This window comes from Vibrio glycogenivorans (assembly GCF_051660965.1).
In the GTDB taxonomy this organism is placed as follows: Bacteria; Pseudomonadota; Gammaproteobacteria; order Enterobacterales; family Vibrionaceae; genus Vibrio.
In genome coordinates, this window is the sequence record NZ_JBPVIS010000008.1 from 48,089 (window position 1) to 65,008 (window position 16,920).

14 protein-coding genes are annotated in these 16,920 nt (G+C 47.9%); 8 read left to right on the forward strand and 6 right to left on the reverse strand.

The features are described 5' to 3' along the window. Window positions 1–362 precede the first annotated feature (362 nt). Together ACSTTG_RS16100 and ACSTTG_RS16105 are read right to left on the reverse strand one after the other, a co-directional pair. Window positions 363–2,798 (reverse strand): ABC transporter permease, encoded by a 2,436-nt coding sequence (locus ACSTTG_RS16100; protein ID WP_438475544.1) that lies wholly within the window; start codon window positions 2,796–2,798, stop codon window positions 363–365. Further along, a complete protein-coding gene (locus tag ACSTTG_RS16105) occupies window positions 2,788–3,474 on the reverse strand; it encodes an ABC transporter ATP-binding protein (protein ID WP_438457451.1) in 687 nt (228 codons plus the stop codon). Before ACSTTG_RS16105 ends, ACSTTG_RS16100 begins: the two co-directional genes overlap by 11 nt. On the opposite strand from ACSTTG_RS16105, the gene ACSTTG_RS16110 reads away from it, so the two are divergent. From ACSTTG_RS16110 to ACSTTG_RS16130, 5 genes are all read left to right on the forward strand, one after another. Then, the gene (locus tag ACSTTG_RS16110; RefSeq protein WP_438475545.1) at window positions 3,473–4,078 is read left to right on the forward strand and encodes an arylesterase; all 606 of its coding nucleotides are present in this window, start codon (window positions 3,473–3,475) and stop codon (window positions 4,076–4,078) included. The genes ACSTTG_RS16105 and ACSTTG_RS16110 overlap by 2 nt on opposite strands. 78 nt (window positions 4,079–4,156) lie before the next feature. Beyond that, window positions 4,157–5,371 (forward strand): enoyl-ACP reductase FabV, encoded by a 1,215-nt coding sequence (gene fabV / locus ACSTTG_RS16115; RefSeq protein WP_438475546.1) that lies wholly within the window; start codon window positions 4,157–4,159, stop codon window positions 5,369–5,371. Window positions 5,372–5,615: 244 nt separating this feature from the next. Beyond that, window positions 5,616–7,532 carry a sensor domain-containing phosphodiesterase gene (locus tag ACSTTG_RS16120; RefSeq protein WP_438457447.1) on the forward strand — a complete coding sequence of 639 codons (1,917 nt, stop codon included), beginning with the start codon at window positions 5,616–5,618 and terminating at the stop codon, window positions 7,530–7,532. Window positions 7,533–7,613: 81 nt separating this feature from the next. Continuing rightward, window positions 7,614–9,260, forward strand: a complete 1,647-nt coding sequence (locus ACSTTG_RS16125) for a P-loop domain-containing protein (RefSeq protein ID WP_438475547.1) — start codon at window positions 7,614–7,616, stop codon at window positions 9,258–9,260. Between the two features lie 600 nt (window positions 9,261–9,860). Next, complete coding sequence (locus ACSTTG_RS16130; RefSeq protein ID WP_438475548.1) at window positions 9,861–10,115, forward strand: hypothetical protein; 255 nt, start codon at window positions 9,861–9,863, stop codon at window positions 10,113–10,115. Between the two features lie 138 nt (window positions 10,116–10,253). Here the strand turns inward: ACSTTG_RS16130 and ACSTTG_RS16135 are convergent, their stop codons facing one another. After that, window positions 10,254–11,618 (reverse strand): sulfatase, encoded by a 1,365-nt coding sequence (locus ACSTTG_RS16135; protein ID WP_438475549.1) that lies wholly within the window; start codon window positions 11,616–11,618, stop codon window positions 10,254–10,256. 798 nt (window positions 11,619–12,416) lie between these two features. Between ACSTTG_RS16135 and ACSTTG_RS16140 the strand changes: the two genes are divergently transcribed. Next, window positions 12,417–13,043 (forward strand): hypothetical protein, encoded by a 627-nt coding sequence (locus tag ACSTTG_RS16140; protein ID WP_438475550.1) that lies wholly within the window; start codon window positions 12,417–12,419, stop codon window positions 13,041–13,043. Window positions 13,044–13,102: 59 nt separating this feature from the next. Here the strand turns inward: ACSTTG_RS16140 and ACSTTG_RS16145 are convergent, their stop codons facing one another. The 3 genes from ACSTTG_RS16145 to ACSTTG_RS16155 all read right to left on the reverse strand — a co-directional run bounded on the left by ACSTTG_RS16145 (window position 13,103) and on the right by ACSTTG_RS16155 (window position 14,686). After that, complete coding sequence (locus ACSTTG_RS16145; RefSeq protein WP_438475551.1) at window positions 13,103–13,738, reverse strand: DNA-J related domain-containing protein; 636 nt, start codon at window positions 13,736–13,738, stop codon at window positions 13,103–13,105. 138 nt (window positions 13,739–13,876) lie between these two features. Continuing rightward, window positions 13,877–14,194, reverse strand: coding sequence for a divalent-cation tolerance protein CutA (gene cutA / locus ACSTTG_RS16150; protein WP_438457442.1), 318 nt, complete (start codon window positions 14,192–14,194; stop codon window positions 13,877–13,879). Beyond that, window positions 14,195–14,686, reverse strand: coding sequence for a flavodoxin (locus ACSTTG_RS16155; protein ID WP_438457441.1), 492 nt, complete (start codon window positions 14,684–14,686; stop codon window positions 14,195–14,197). Between the two features lie 133 nt (window positions 14,687–14,819). Here ACSTTG_RS16155 and ACSTTG_RS16160 point away from each other — a divergent pair, with 133 nt between their 5' ends. Together ACSTTG_RS16160 and ACSTTG_RS16165 are read left to right on the forward strand one after the other, a co-directional pair. Beyond that, window positions 14,820–15,278, forward strand: a complete 459-nt coding sequence (locus ACSTTG_RS16160; RefSeq protein WP_438475552.1) for a CreA family protein — start codon at window positions 14,820–14,822, stop codon at window positions 15,276–15,278. 332 nt (window positions 15,279–15,610) lie between these two features. After that, the gene (locus ACSTTG_RS16165) at window positions 15,611–16,918 is read left to right on the forward strand and encodes an inosine/guanosine kinase (RefSeq protein WP_438457439.1); all 1,308 of its coding nucleotides are present in this window, start codon (window positions 15,611–15,613) and stop codon (window positions 16,916–16,918) included. The last annotated feature ends 2 nt before the right edge of the window (window positions 16,919–16,920 follow it).

Below are 16,920 nucleotides of genomic sequence, written 5' to 3' on the forward strand. Positions count from 1 at the left end.
TCACTTCGGTTTTCCTAAATGAGAGTTGTCATTAATGCCCTACTTTAAATCCATAGGGCACAATGAACGCTGATGAGACTATAAGTAATTACTCCGCTAACATCTGCTGGGATCGCAAAAAATAAGATTACCTGTATGAGTCTATGTAAACGTTCCCACTTTAAGTTACTATATTTTCTGCGACGGGATGACAACTCCAGGCGCATCTATGACATTATGGAATCAATCCTTTTACATTTAAGCCAACCACTAGGGTTGGCTTCTTTTTTAAGGTTCGGGTAGCGGGTTTCACTTCGTTCCGAGTCACGAGTCGTTACCACACAAATCAAACGTCTCTTGCTTCTCGAATCTCGCCTCTGCTGTTACCCTTTAGTCAGAGGCACCAATATCCGCCGCATCCCCCCTTGCACCACCAAGGCTAAGGTCATCATGGTGAGTAAAGGCAGCAGTATCCACACCCATAGGTGCGCTTGGGCTGAGAGTTCAAAACCAAAAGTCATGACGCTGGCAACAACCAACTCGGCACCAGCAGTCGCCACCAAGCTTGCCACAATTGCGATCACCCCATACTCAATCCAGAGTGTTTTACGCAGGCGGCGCTCACTCGCGCCAAGCGTACGATAAAGCTGCATTTCAGATTGACGCTCAGCAAGACTCAGGTTGAGGAGAGTGTAAATCAGCAGCAAGCCAGCCAGCGCAGCGAGGCCAGCCAATAAGGTGATGGCTGAAACTATCTGTTTAACCAACTGTTGGATCTTTTCGCCCATGATGCGGATATCCATTAGGCTGACTGTGGGGTGCTCGCGCGACAGCTGGATAAATAAGTCGTCGTGTTGCTCTTGAAGGCGGAAACTGACTAAGTAAGTGGTTGGAATTGAGGCCATCACATCGGGCGTGAAAATAAAGTAGAAGTTTGGCTTCATATCGCGCCACTCAACCGCGCGAATTGAGTTGACCTGTGCGGTAAAGGGCTGAGAGTTGACCACAAACTCAAGGATATCGCCCAGTTGGATATTAAGTGCGTCGGCCACTTCCTTCTCTACCGACACCCCTCCATTTGACGTCCATTGCCCTTCTAGCACCTCGTTGTAATCCGGTAGTTGCTCTGCCCAGGTAAAGTTTAGCTCTCGACGAACGGCATCAGTATCAGCGCCTGATTTTTGCTGCTCTTTGGCTGGCTGCTGATTAATCAGCGATAACCGCCCTCGAATGATGGGAAAAGCCTCAGAGCGGTCAATCTGCGCAGAATCCAGCGTATCGATATAGGCCTGCTTCTCATATTCGGCAATATTAAGCGCAAATGCATTGGGTGCGTTCTCTGGTAGAGTGCGTTGCCAATCTGCCAGAAGGTCGGTACGCACTAGCCACAAGATGGCCAATAGCATCACCGAAAAGGCCAGGCAACCAAACTGCAAGCCGGTCGCCAGCGTGTTACGATTGATGCGACTCAGCGCAAGTTGATAAGCAGGCTGACTCGAAACATTTTGCGCGCTGCTCACTAGGCCAACACTGATTAATCCCAGCGCGATCACCAACCCAATCAAGCCAAACAGGATCAACCAAACCAGTTTGTTTGAGGCATAAAGCAACAGAAACGGCACCAGTGGCACCAAGACGAGACCTAAGTGGCGGTAGTTAGCTTGTTGCTCTGTAACAGAAATGACCTGACTGGCCTTGGCATTAAGCAGACGTAGCAATGGTATGCCAACAGCTGGTACCGAGATTAAGGCACAAGATAAGAGTGCGGTGGCAAACGGCGTGATGCCATAGCTTGGCAGTGGTGACGGCAAAAGGTCTGTCAGAGCGAAGCGCAGGCCGTACTCCAAAAGCATACCTAATATCGTACCAGTGACGACCGCAATCGTGGCAAGCATCAATAATTGTGTGGCAAGCCAGCGCTGCAGCCATACTCGCGTCGCTCCCATACTTTTCAGCATTGAGACTAAGCGTTCACGTGTACTGACATAATGTTGGCAGGTGAGCACCAGCGTGGTGGCCGCCATCAAGATCACCACGACGACGGTTAACGAGAGGAACTGTTGAGTATTAGCAAACACATCATTGGTGCGACTGCCGCTCTCTGTGGTTCGCCAGCGATCACTTGGCGTTAACTCTATCTGCTCTTGCAACTGCTCAAGCTGTGCGCTTGGGCCATCGATAAATAATTTATAGCGCACACGACTGCCGGGCTGGATTGCCCCCGTCTGCTCAATCGAGCTATGGTGGATAAGCGCTGCCGGCATTTGCTGGAATGGATTGAAGCTCAATCCGGGGAACTCGGCGATGCGTCCGGTCACTGTAAGCTCAGCATCACCGACACTTAGCACGTCACCTGTGTTTATATCCAGTAGTGAAAATAAACGGTCATCAAGCCACAGCTCTCCGGGCTGAACCCGCTCAAAACGTTGCCCATCACGTTCTAAGGTTAAGCTGCCTTGGAGCGGATAATCACTGTTCACAGCAGTAACAGAGATCAGTTGCATCTGACTGTCGCTAAAGCTCATGGTGGCAAAACGAGTGAGCTCTGTAGTCACTAACTCAGGTTGAGGAATAATCTGCTCTCGCACCGCGTCAGTGATCGGGTTGGAAGACTCAAACACCAAATCTGCGGTTAAGGCATCCTTACCCTGCTTGACGATCACCTGCTCCAAGCGAGAGCTTAACGCCGTGAGTGCAAACACACTGGCAAAGATCAGCATCAGCGCCAAAGCCACAATCCATAGCTGGCCGCTGCGCACTTCCCGCCAGCACCATTGAGTCAACAAAAAGCCGGGTTTAACCGCTTGATTACTCGCCATCGCTGTCTCCCACTATTTTGCCACCCGCCAATTGAATCGTGCGGTCGCAGCGCTCAGCCAGAGCTGGGTCGTGCGTCACCATCACCAGTGTGGTGCCATGACGCTGGTTAAGTTCAAACAGCAAATCGATGATCTTCTCGGCCGTGCCTTGGTCAAGATTACCGGTTGGCTCGTCGGCAAATAGGATCTCAGGCTCAATCATAAAGGCTCGCGCCAAGGCGACCCGCTGCTGCTCGCCCCCCGAGAGCTCATCAGGAGTGTGCGTCATACGCTGGCCAAGTCCAACTTGCTCAAGCAGGAATTTCGCTCGCTGCTCATCGACAGCAATGCCTTTGAGCAGGCACGGCAGTGTGACATTTTCTAGTGCCGTCATGCTTGGAATGAGTAGAAAGCTTTGAAAAACAAACCCCACCGAGTGGCTGCGCAGTGCCGCCCGCTGCTCTTCATCCATTGTATCTAGGGATTTCCCCAGGAGTTCTATACTACCTGAGCTAGGGATATCGAGACCCGCGAGCAAACTCATTAGGGTCGACTTACCCGCGCCTGACGAACCAACAATTGCGACTGAGTGTCCCTTGTCGATAGTCAAAGAGACATCTTCAAGAATTGTTAATTGCTCTTGTTTGGTTGAAACGATATGGTTGAGGGAACTGGCTTTTATTACGGAAGATGACATGTTCAAACGCTTTTCCTTGTTTATTGTAATGATACTTTCTTGTTCAGTTTCGGCACAAACCCTACTCGTGGTTGGCGATAGCCTTAGTGCAGGATACCAGATGTCTATCGAACAAGCTTGGCCTTCTTTACTCCCTGATGAGCTTGAAAAACAAGCCCAAGACGTCGCTGTGATCAATGCCAGTGTGTCGGGTGACACCTCGGGCAACGGCTTGGCCAAACTGCCTGCGCTGCTAACGGAATATGAGCCAACATCAGTACTGATTGCACTCGGTGCTAATGATGGTTTACGTGGGTTTCCCCCTCAGGTATTAAAAAACAACCTACAACAGATGGTTGAAATGATAGAAGCAACAGGGGCCAAAGCCATCATGATGCAAATTCGCGTACCGCCTAATTATGGCAAGCGTTATCAAACCCTGTTTGAAGATGTGTATCCACAACTCGCTGAAGAAGCAGAGGTTGCCCTGATCCCATTCTTCCTCGAGCAAGTGATTTTGAACCAAGACCTGATGATGGCCGACGGTCTGCACCCCAAACCCGCTGCCCAGCCTTGGATAGCGGAGTTTATCGCGACCAAGCTCACACCCTACTTTCCACTTTAATGCCCTAGCGCAATAAATCTCTGATGGGTTTGGTTTAGAGTTTTTAGTCAATGCAGTAACACAGAGGAAGTGCGTTTAATGATAGTTAAACCTATTGTTCAAGGGGTTGTCGCACGCAGTGCTCACCCTCTCGGTTGCGAGCAATCTGTTCTTGAACAGATTCAGTATGTAAAACAGGCACCGCAGTTGCCCACTCGAGCAAAACGGGTGTTAATTTTGGGGGCTTCGTCTGGCTTTGGTCTGGCAGCTAGAATTGCCCTCGCATTTGGTGGTCCACAGGCTGATACCATTGGTGTTTCGTTTGAAAAAGCGCCTTCAGAGCACAGCACTGCCAGCGCTGGTTGGTATAACAACCACTATTTTCAAAAACACGCTGAGCAAGCAGGACGCATAGCCGTCAACATCACCGGTGATGCCTTCTCGCCCCAACTGCGCGAGCAGGTCATCGAAGCCATTGAAACCTATTTTGAGGGCGAGGTAGATTTGATCATCTATAGCCTTGCCACTGGCGTGCGACCAAACTACGCCAGTGACCAACCCGAAAAGTGGCGCAGCGTGATCAAACCCATCGGACAGTCCGTCACAGGCGCAGTAGTCTCGCTTGACACCGATCAGTGGCTGGCTCAAACCCTTGAGCCAGCAACAGAGCAAGAGGTCCAAGATACGATCAAGGTGATGGGCGGAGAGGATTGGGAGAGCTGGATTGATACGCTGATCAACGCAGAATCAATAGCTGAAGGGTGTCAAACCGTGGCCTTTTCCTATGTCGGCTCGGAGCTAACCCATCCCATTTATCTCGATGGTACTTTGGGGCAAGCCAAGATTGACCTGCACCAAACTAGCCACTCATTGAACCTTAAACTCGCCAACTTTAATGGTGGCGCTTATGCCGCTGTCTGTAAGGCACTGGTGACCAAGGCGAGCGTGTTTATCCCTGCCTTCACCCCTTACATCCTAGCTTTATATAAGGTCATGAAACAGCGTGGCACCCATGAAGGCTGTATCGAGCAGATGCACCGTCTATTCTCTGAGCAGTTTATGTCTCCAACAGGCACACACGTCGATGGTCAGCGCCTAGTACGCATCGATGATCGTGAGCTAGATGCCACTGTCCAGCAAGAAGTCGCTGAAATCGTCGCGCAAATGAATGGCGATAATTTCGCTAAACTTGGTGATTACCAAGGCTACAAACAAGCATTCATGCGCCTCAACGGTTTTGGCTTTAACAATATCGACTACGATCAGCCGATTGACATCACTGAGTTTACTAAGGACTCAGAAACAACCACCTAAACCAGAAGAGAGAGACGAAATCGCGTGTCTTGAGATTGATCAAGCGCACTCCCCTCGATTCTCGACTCTCGCTTCTCGCCTCTCAATGCCGGTTTGTTTTGTCTTAAACATAAGACATTCCTCAGTATTAAATCCTTTGCAGCAAACTATTGAGTAACCGCTCAAGAATCCGCCTACACTTTATTGAGCCAAAAAATTACAGGAAAAAAGAACCAACTAGCCCTAATCATTCAAGGAAGACACGATGTCTAAAATCGACACATCACAGGTTCCTATCCCCTCCAACACGCAGGCTAGTTGGCAAAACATCGTTAATCTTATCGCTGAGATGATTGATGTCCCCTCGGTTTTGATCGTGCGCTTCCACGACCAACAACTTGAAGTGTTCTCATCGAATGATAACCGGGACCATGTTTATCAAAAAGGCAATGGTGAAGAGCTTGGGCAAGGGCTTTACAGCGAGACCGTGATCGCTTCGCAACAAGCCCTGTTGATCCCCGATAGCTTGAATGACCCTCGTTGGCAAAACACGCCCGAGGTCAAGATGGGCATGATCGCCTATCTTGGGTTGCCCATCAGTTGGCCAACCGGAGAGTGTTTTGGCACTTTGTGCGTGTTTGACACAAAAGCTAATCCATTCAGTGATATGTACCGAAAACTCCTCGAAGCGTTTCGCGACTGTCTCGAGTCGCAATTATCGATGTTGTTCTTAAATGAAAGCCTCAAGCTGTCTCACCAGTCCCTGCGTCATCGGATGTCCAACCGGGCAAAAAACATCGCCGAGCTCAATTTTTCTCTCAGCGAAGAGATCAGCAAGCGTCAGGCAGCGGAGCGAGCGGTTGAATATCAAAAGTGGCATGATCAAGGCACTGGTTTGCTCAATCGTCGGGCCTTGGAGCACGAGCTTAACTCACTTGGTGACGCCGTAACTCATCATTTCCCGGGTTTCACCGCAGTGATACACATAACTCTAAGTAACGGTCGCCGCTTGCAAACCAAGTATGGCTATATCGCATGGGATGCAACCTTGATGGCGTTTGCACAGCGTATCGAAGCTGTTGAGCAAGGAGAGATCATTGTCGGCCGCCCGACATCCAGTGAACTGGTGGTGATATTTCGCTCGGTCTCTGAACCTGCTCGGGTTCACGACTTTTGTCAGAAGGTGCTTGATATTAGCACCGATGAGTTTCGCCTAGATGGACAATCTGTCCATCTCCACTGCCATATTGGTGTCGCGACTTCTCAACACGAAACCATTGGAACCTCTTTATTAACTCATGCGGCAGAGGCGGCGCTAGCCAGTCGGGATTCTGGACATAAATTTAGTTTCTATCAGCCGACAGATTCGAACACCAGTCATGACCTCAATGTCAAAGAAAGCTATCTACTTCAGGCGGTAAGGAACGATGACCTGCTGCTCTACTTCCAGCCTAAGGTCGACCCAACGACCCACCGCTGGATTGGGGCGGAAGCACTATTGCGCTGGAAACACCCCGTATTAGGCGACATCTCTAATGAAGGACTTATCCGTTTGGCTGAGCAAAACGGCCTGATCTTTGAGGTCGGCAACTTTGTTCTTCGCTCAGCGATTGAAAAAGCCGCCTCATGGGCAAGCCAGTTTGAGAACTTTACCATTGCCGTCAACGTGTCGTCGGTGCAGCTCAAAAGCCCACTATTTGCCCAGCAGGTCGAAGAGTTACTTGGGTGTCATGATCTCCCTGCCCGGTTTATTGAGCTTGAGATCACCGAGGGGGGATTAATTGCCGATGAAACCTTGGCCAAACAGACGCTGTTTCGACTCAAATCAACTGGTGTCGGTTTACTGCTCGATGACTTTGGTACCGGCTATGCCTCATTCAGCTATTTGAAGAAATTTCCCTTCGATGGCATCAAGGTGGACAAGAGCTTCCTCAACCAAGTTGAGGATAGCTACTACGACAAAGAAATCATACGCTCTATCATTCACATCGCCAAAAAGTTGGATCTTAAGGTGACAATTGAAGGCGTAGAAACCAAAGAGCATGAAAGTTTTATCATTCATCATGGCGGTGACGTGGGACAAGGCTATTATTATGGCAAGCCAATGCCGTGCGATGAATTTGAGTATTGCCTTTTGAATCAGAGCCATTCAGGGAATAATTCGCCGCAAATCGAGCCTTGAGCCTTTACTCATTGCCTAGCGGTTCCTATAATCGCCGCCTCCAATGTTCAAGCAAACAAAAAGCCAAGCGAATAAAAAGTTATGGACCACCTAACGGCAATACTTAAGAAAATCGAGCGTCAGAACTACCGCGCTTATCAACAGATCAAAGGTCAGTACGACTTTAAAGACTTCACTTTGCATATCGACCATGTCCAAGGTGACTCTCACGCATCTGCTTCCCGCTTTCGAGCTATTCGCCCGTGGTCTGTAACCGGCCTTGATGACTTACGAGCTAAGCCACAAAGCTATCAGATAGCGGCACGCGACTTCATTGCCCGTCAGTTCGCCTACTATGCCAAGCAAGAAAACGATATTGATATTGCCCTGACTGGACAAACCGTACTCGACAGTACCGCCGTTCTATTCACTGAAGAAGGGATTGAGCTACGCTTTCGAGTCAACCTGCCTGCAGAGGGTCGCACTGTCTTGGGTAAGCGTGCGATCAATCTGCTGACTTTCCATCTGCCTAAGTTCATTCGTAAGGCGACCCTCGAGCGTGAGTTGGATATGGCGAAACTACACGCACACTGTCAAGTTGTTGAGGACCAAGATGCTCTGCGCGACCAGCTCGAGCAGCACAATCTGATTGCGTTTGTTGCCAATGGTAGTGCCCTGCCACGTTTTGCTGGTAACAGCGACCTACCAATGCGTGATGCCGTCACGTTTAACGCACCAAAATCACTTGAGGTCACCCTTAACGCACCGCATAAGGGGCCAGTGACTGGCCTTGGCATTCCCAAAGGTATCACGCTGATCGTCGGTGGTGGTTTCCATGGCAAATCGACATTATTGAATGCCGTTGAGCGCTCAATCTACAACCATATCCTTGGTGACGGTCGTGAGTATATTGTCACCAGCCGTGATGCCGTCAAAATCAAGGCTGAGGATGGACGTTGCGTACACAACCTCAACCTGTCCAATTACATCAATCACCTGCCGATGAATAAAGACACGGCCAATTTCTCGACCCAAGATGCATCGGGCTCAACCTCACAGGCTGCCTGGCTGCAAGAGTCTATCGAGGCGGGAGCCACTGCGCTGATGATTGATGAAGATACCTCAGCAACCAACTTTCTGATCCGTGACGAGCGTATGCAAGCATTGGTCAGTAAGGGTGATGAGCCAATCACGCCGCTTGTTGATCGCATTGGTCAGCTGCATCACTCGTTAGATATTTCATCGATTATCGTTATGGGTGGCTCGGGTGATTATCTTGATGTGGCGGATACAGTGATCCAAATGCATGATTACCAAGCCGTCGATCTCAGCGATAAAGCCAAACAGGTTATCGCCCAGCATCCAAGTCAGCGGGTGAACGAGAGTGAGGCCGAGCTTGCCACCTTTAAACCTCGCAGCTGTAGTCGAGTTGCACTGCAAAAGACCCTTGCGGATGGTAAGTACCGTGTGACCGCCAAAGGCACCGATACCCTACGTTTTGGTAAAGAGTTTGTCGATATTCAAGCACTTGAGCAGTTAGAGTCGGGCTGTGAAGTGAATGCCATTGGTTGGCTGTTGTTCCAACTAGCCCAGTCGCCTGGTTGGTCATCGTTACCTGCCAAAGAGATGGCGGACAGCCTGCAAGGCGACTGGTATAAGACAATGCCGATTCAAGGTGACATTGCCAAGCCGCGTGTGATTGATGCCATGGCAACACTCAACCGTCTGCGTAAAGCTCAGTTTAAATGATATAAAACAAGCGTAGATTATCATCGATAATTGAGCAGATTTAGGGGATCGGAACCATTTCGATCCCCTTTTTTATCTCGGCAGATTCTACGCCAGCCTCCTAAATAGCTAGCAAGTAATATTTAGATACAATTTTACAATCCACAGTGTAAACGCATATTATCTTCAACCCAGCAGAAGATATTCTTGATACATCGTCTCAACTTCTTACTGTTTTCCACTATATAAACTTAGTAACAGCCACCAATTTAATCGCGCAAGCAAATTACCCAATGTTAGAATTATATGCTATTCAACTGCAATTTAACTAGTGCATCTCACTACTGAAAATCGAGGCAAGCTGAACATTATATATGGCTATTTGGACCGATTTCTGAACCCCTGTGCCACAATTAATATGGGTCAGTAAGTCAATCATAATTAAATCACTTATGCAGCTAAATTGCTTAATCACCGACGCATCTAATTCTAATTCAGTGTCCATCGGACAACACCCAATAGCCCTGTTCAAACGGATTTTGTACAATCAATTTTATTCAAGGTGACAAATTACATAGTAAGTAAGCCAGTCAATCGCATTAGAAAAAGGAACAATGACAAATGAATGTACAAGTAGATGAGCAACTGACGAAAATTACCCAACCTGTTGGCACCCAGCAGGCAGTTGAGACTGATGTTAACTTTATGGAAAATGGCGATATTGAATCACAGCTAAAACAAGCGGGATTTAATGAGTCTCAGACCCAAATTCTGGGTAAATTAATCACAAGCAGTAAGGCGTCTCGTCGTGAAACCTTCGGCCTATATTTAATGATCATGATCCTTTCAGTGACTTTGGCGATGACGATCCTATAAGCACGATGCTTACTCGCGATATATTAATCGCTGTGCGTTCCTAGGTCTGAGGTAAGTCCTAGGAACGTATCAACCCTGTGTTCCTCTTCTAACTCCAAGGTAGAAAGCCTAAAGACTCTGTTTCACTCCAGCCCTGATTTAACGCCTTGGCCTATTGGTTCGAGTGTGATTAGAGCCAGAACTATGTGCTGTATTCTCGGTCGGAAGTTGTGCCTCAGTCATTGTTAACCTAGTTTCCATTGCTTCAATCATACTTTCCAGACGCTCAGTTTCTTGCTTGGCCAGATCGTTCTTCTCACCCAGATCTTCATCTAAGTTAAACAACTGATAACTGCCCTTTTCCCAGTCTTTCAACAGCTTCCACTGACCAGCAACGAGAGCAGATTGCGGTACTTGTAACCTTCCTCGCCCGTAATGAGGATAATGAAACAGAAGATCATGACGACGTTGAAAATCTTGTGTCCTGCCCTCAAGAATAGGGGTTAGGTCCTCACTCTCACTCAGATCGACCCTCGCCCCAGCCCAACTTGAAAAAGTCGCCAGCAGATCCGTGCCACTGACACTCTCCGCACTATAGCCCACTTTTACACCGGGCCCTGAGATGATCAGCGGCACACGTATACCCCCCTCATAAAGAGACCCTTTTCCTGCGTAGAGAGGGGAATTATTGGGCTTCCGTTGGTTGGCCGCAGCACCGTTATCTGACATATAGACAATGTAGGTCTTATCAGTAATCTCAAGTCTTTCTAAACTCTCATAGAGTAAGTCTAGGCTCGCGTCTAAATCCCAAGTCATTGCCGCATAGTCAGCCTGTTGATGTACCCTTCCTGCTGTCAAAGACTCGAATTTATCCATACTACTTGGCCTACTTTGAATCGGTGAATGAACCGCATAGTGCGAAATCTGAAGAAAAAACGGGCTCTGCGCTGCAACACTTTGCTCGATAAACTCGATACCTCGCTGAGTTAAGCTGAAGATTTCTTTGGGATCGCGACTGGTGCCTTTCGCGTCGTTCTGGGTACTACTGTCATGCAAATCAAAACCATACATACCAGCATGACTGCTCCTACCAATATGCCATTTACCAAGTAGTGCAGTCGCATACCCTTGCTGCTTTAGTACGCTACCAATAGTCGGCACATCTTTCGGCAAACTCTGCCTTGGGCTTGGAGTGAGCAGTTTTTTCGACTCTTTTGTGCGCCCACTGCCGGGTGTGGTTAGGTGTAACTGTGCAGGGGTTAATCCGGTTAGCACGCCAGCTCGGCTCGGGGTGCACATTGGACCTGGTGAATACGCTTGTGAAAAGACCATGCCTTTGGCCGCCAAACGTTCAAGGTTGGGAGTTTGATAATAATCACTCTTCGTCGCTGGATTATTTTCCATCATTTCAACCGAAGAGCCCGTCCATCCCATATCATCAGAATAGATAAAGACAATATTTGGCTGACTGGCTACTGCGGTAAAAGGTAGGCTCAATAAAGCAAGCGTAAAATAACGTTTCATAACCGGTTCCTTTTGGTCTTTATTAAAACACTCTGCACTAAAGCTCTATGTCGAGTGACAACTACCCTTCCATGCCTTGTAACGTCACAGAGAATTGTTCCCAACTATTAGAGAGTAAAAGCTATTCTTCTAACAAAAAACCATATTTACATAGTTATACAATCTCATTTTACGTGCCTCACTGTGAATAGACACATCAAGGTAAAGAGGTAAATTCAGGAACTGTCTTTTTATAGACAATTAACTCCTATCAGATACTTTATTCACTATCATTCTCTTTTGAACAAAGATCACAGAATTTAAGAGAGTCTACTAACTGTGCTCCATACTGTATAATGATGCCTCAGTCACATTATCCGCTTGTTATCTCTTATTTTGTCAATTAAAAAGTGTCATTATAGCCGTGTTGATTAGATGTACGCTTAGATCAGGAAGAACAGCGAATTTCTAAACACTTTGGAACTGCCGTATTCATTGAGTTGTTTCTCTTTGGAGTTGTTCATATGCGAAGTATATCAGGCTGTCAGATCCATATAGCAGGATATTCTCGTGCGATCCTGTTGTATTGCAAAGAGCCTTTCCACTGTTTTAACTTCATCAGCAATTCCAGTACTCATGTATTCGAGTAGTCTCAAGATGCAGGTGTCATCAGTTACCTAATGATGCCCTTGAGTTTGCTCGTGTATACCCAGTGTCCTTCGCGCCTCCGCTTACGGAACGCATTGGTATCGTTTTCTTTGTCGATGGTTCGGTTTCTCTATCATTTACCGAATTTTGCTCATCTAAGGTGGATATCTGATGAAAAAAGGGATTTTAGATGATTTGGAGGAGTGCCTTGAGCAGTACTTCAAGATATTCCTCGAGTATTACCCTAAAAGTTGGTGTAACAGCGACGCCGATGCTTTTGCCCCTGACGAGCTGTATCAACTCTCGATTCGTGCCCACTGCCTGAGAGCTATGCTCGGCTCCTACTGCGTTGATCGGTTAACCTACATCGGATTCGACGAGCTTATCCCCTTTGACAACCCCATTGATTGGTATAACTGGGCCGCATTCATTCGTGATAACCGAGTCCCCAGAGAAAAATATTTGTCTATTGGTATTCGTATCGACTCCGAGCTGAAACGCATCCGTTTTCTTATCGAGCGTGAGGGCTGTGATGATTATAAAAACCTCTCGTTTGGCCAATACATGGTGCCAACCTCAGTCTCAGATCAAAAGGATAATAAAGACGTTGTCGAGCGCGCGCTGATTGTCGAGGAACCCGATAAGGAAAAGGATAAAGTACTGGACTTCGAACAGTTTCAACTCAACCATCAATCGCTGTATGAACAAGAGGCAATCAGCAACCTCGATAAACTGCACAAAAAGAGCTCTATCATTAGCAGTTGGTTGACGATGATTGCCAAGCCTTTCGGCTTGTAATAGGAGCTAGATTTCATTTTCAAGGCTACTCAACTAGAGTGTAGAAAATTGAACTTACATTAAGTCGATTGAAGGCGCAAAACACTCCACGCCTGACAAAGCTCGCGAAACCGCTTTGAATCACCGTTATCACGATCGGGATGCCAACGTAGCGCCAGTTTTCGCCAGCGTTTACTGATTTCACGTCGACTTGCCGTCTCATCCAAGCCAAACAGAGCCAACGCTTGCCCCCTCTCTCCCAAGCCGCTGTGCTCACTAAAATCAGACCAAGCCGTGTGGCCCATATGCTCGTTATAACGTTGCCAAAACTGATCCAGTAGACGTTTCACCTCATGATGGTCGGTGTCGTAATGTGACCAGTCGCGATAGTACTCTCTTAACGGATCATAAGACTCAATACACTGCTTACCATTATTCGCTTGTAGGCAAATATCCATGGCTTGTACTTGTAACCATTGTTGTGGATAGAGCAGGTTTTGTAAGTGATAGAGCGCATTCATCAACAGGAAGTTACGTTTGAACAGATCTTTTTCACTGCACTCATCCAGCTTTGGCATCATGCCCAGTTCTTGCAAGTGTTGAGCTAAGGTATGTACCTTCCAGCCACTATTGTGCTGAGTGATAATTGCATATATCGGCCAGACTAGTGGGTTGTCCTCAAAATATGCCTGGTGACCAATGTGGCTCTCTTCCATACCTCGTGTTCTCCATCCATCGAATAGCGCTTATCCCTCTTCAAGCATAGTCAAAGAATTCGCACAGAAAAAACAAACTCACGGAAAAACAAACGCATAGAGAAAAGTACCTAGAGCATTAGCTAAGCTTGAGGTCCCCTACTTGGTATTTTCCTCAATCCAAGCCAGATAAGGGTTAAACCCTTCAATAAAGGGCAACATGACTATCTGCGGCACATCGTAAGTGTGAGCTTGTTGAATGGCTTGCTCCACCCGAGTGTAGAGGCTGCGCTGAGTTTTGATCACCAACAAAACCTCGTCGTCGTGACAAATCTTACCCTGCCAAACATAGTGGCTATTAATCGACAGGGTTTGGATGCATGCCGCCAGCTTGTTCTCAAGCAATGATTCAATAATGGCTTGCTCTTTCCCTGGTTCTGCGGTGGTGAGCACCATCGCAAACATTGTCGCATCCATTTATAACTCTACCTCTTGAACCTCAACACCAGATTCTGTCAGCACCTTGGCCAAGCTCACCACAAAACCATGCTTGTCGATATCGGTATGAGTGGCAATATCCGAGATAAGCCCGCGACCTTCGACGCAGGTCACGATAGCGGCTGCCACTGGTGTGCCTTGCTCAAAGGCCAAATAGAGGTCACAAGGAGCGGAGTAGATAATTTGCGAGAGAAACTCGACAATCAACTCTTGATCGTTGGATGCTGGCCACAAGGTCGATTGCAGCAAAGAAAACATCACCGTAAGGCGATGAAAATCGACCTTAAATATGTTGTCAGCAGTGAAGTTTGCTGAGGCAGAGATTTGGTCATAGTCAAACAGTTGAGCACTATTGTAGCGACTAAAGTAGAGTTCGCGGCCTTTGAGGCTTTCCTTGGTAGGATAATCAACTTCAACTTGCTGGTGAAGCCAATCATTTTTTGCGGCAACCAGTGCCGAGTGGGTGTCCATTATCTCAATGGTCCTTGTGTTTAACTGATTCGTGTCAAGCATACGCATCAAACGCGCTTCTCTCAAGGCAATTCAGCTGACTTGGACATAAAACATAAGCTACACTGGGGGAAATAGTACAAAGGACTCTAATATGATTAAAAAACTGATAGTTACCTCCGTTGCTGCACTTGCTTTGGCGGGCTGTGACAAAAACGAAGTCGGTGACGTGAGCCTGGGTTTGTTCACCATGAAAGACATCAAGATCACCTCTCTTCAAGATGAAGTTGTCACTGGGGTAACCTGTCATATTGCGTCAATTGAAGCCAATCTGAGCCTCTCTGATCCCAGCGACAGTTCAATCTCCTGCCGCCAAACCGGTGACATTACCCCTGAGATGATAGAAAACATCAACAAAAGCTCCTCAGGCGAAGTGGTATTCAAAAAGTCCAAGAGTATCTTCTTCAAAACCATGAAGGTGCGCCGCATCTACGATGCCAAGAACCAAACCCTTCTGTATGTCTCCTACACCACCAAAGAAACCAGCGGCAGCTTCAAACACAGCCTCTCAACCGTCCCGCTTTGGGGCACTCACGCGTACTCTAACGAGTAAAGGGGGCGAGGAGCGGGTTACACTTCGTTCCGAGGTGCGAGCGGTCATACACTCGTGAAAAACTTCTCGCACCTCCTAGGGCTCCGCCCGTCCCCAAACCTCGCCCCTGGTTTTAAGTTCCGAGTTACGAGGAATCATTCACGCCCGAAAAACTCCTCGAACCCCGTAGGGCGAAGCCCGTACTCGCACCTCGTACCTCGCAGGCCGTCCTGTTTTTGAGAATGTGGCGACATATTGACCGATATGTCATTAATCTCTGTGTAATTACTGCAACTATCATGAAATTTTTGTGATAGTATCCACAACCCGTTTTTTACTACCTCCCGAGAATTATGAAATTCCCAGGCCAACGCAAATCAAAACACTACTTCCCGACTCAATCGCGTGATCCGCTCATGAACCAAATGCATGACGATAAAGCGAAGCTGCACCGCCCTACCATTGTCGGTGTTGGGCAAACCATCGTAGATATTGAAGCGCAAGTTGATGACTCGTTCCTTGAAAAATATAACCTGAGTAAAGGACACTCACTGGTTGTGGAGCAATCCGTAGCAGATGCCCTGTATGCGGAGCTAGTAGAACGTGAACTGATCACCCACCAATTCCCAGGCGACACCATTGGTAATACCCTGCACAACTACTCAGTGTTAGCAGACAGCAAATCTGTTTTGTTGGGTGTGATGTCGAAGAACATTGAGGTTGGCTCATACGCCTACCGCTACTTATGCCGCACCTCATCGCGCATGAACCTAAACCACCTGCAGACTGTCGATGGTCCAATTGGTCGCTGCTACACCCTGATCACCTCTTGTGGTGAGCGTACCTTCGCGATCAGCGAAGGTCATATGAACCAGCTTGAGCCAGAGAGCGTACCAGAGAACGTGTTTGAGAAGGCCTCTGCACTGGTTGTCTCGTCTTACTTGATGCGCGGTAAACCAGAAGATCCAATGCCAAAAGCCGTGGCGCGCGCTGTTGAGCTTGCAAAGTCTTACAATGTACCGGTTGTGCTAACCCTTGGCACTAAGTATGTTATTGAAGGTAATGAAGAGTTCTGGCAAAACTACATTCGTGACAATGTCACCATTCTTGCGATGAATGAGGAAGAAGGCCTGGCATTGACCGGTGAAAAAGACCCTCTACTCGCTGCTGATAAAGCGTTGGAGTGGGTTGACCTTGTGCTGTGCACTGCAGGTCCAGTTGGCCTTTACATGGCAGGTTACACTGACGAGCAGCATAAGCGTGAAACCGATCACCTGCTGCTTCCAGGTAACATTCCTGAGTTCAACAAGTATGAGTTCAGTCGCGCAATGCGTAAATCAGATTGCGTTAAGCCGATGAAGGCCTACTCGCACATTGGTCCATACCTAGGCGGCCCGCTTGAGATTAAGAACACCAATGGTGCAGGTGATGCGGCACTTTCTGCCCTACTGCACGATATGGCGGCGAACCTGTATCACCTAAACAATGTACCAAACTCTTCAAAACACGAAGCACCGTTTTTAACCTACTCTTCGCTGTCGCAGATTTGTAAATACGCCAACCGAGTCAGCTACGAGGTGCTCACGCAGCACTCTCCGCGTCTGACCCGCTCTCTACCAGAACGAGAGGACAGCTTAGAAGAAGCTTACTGGGATCGTTAATA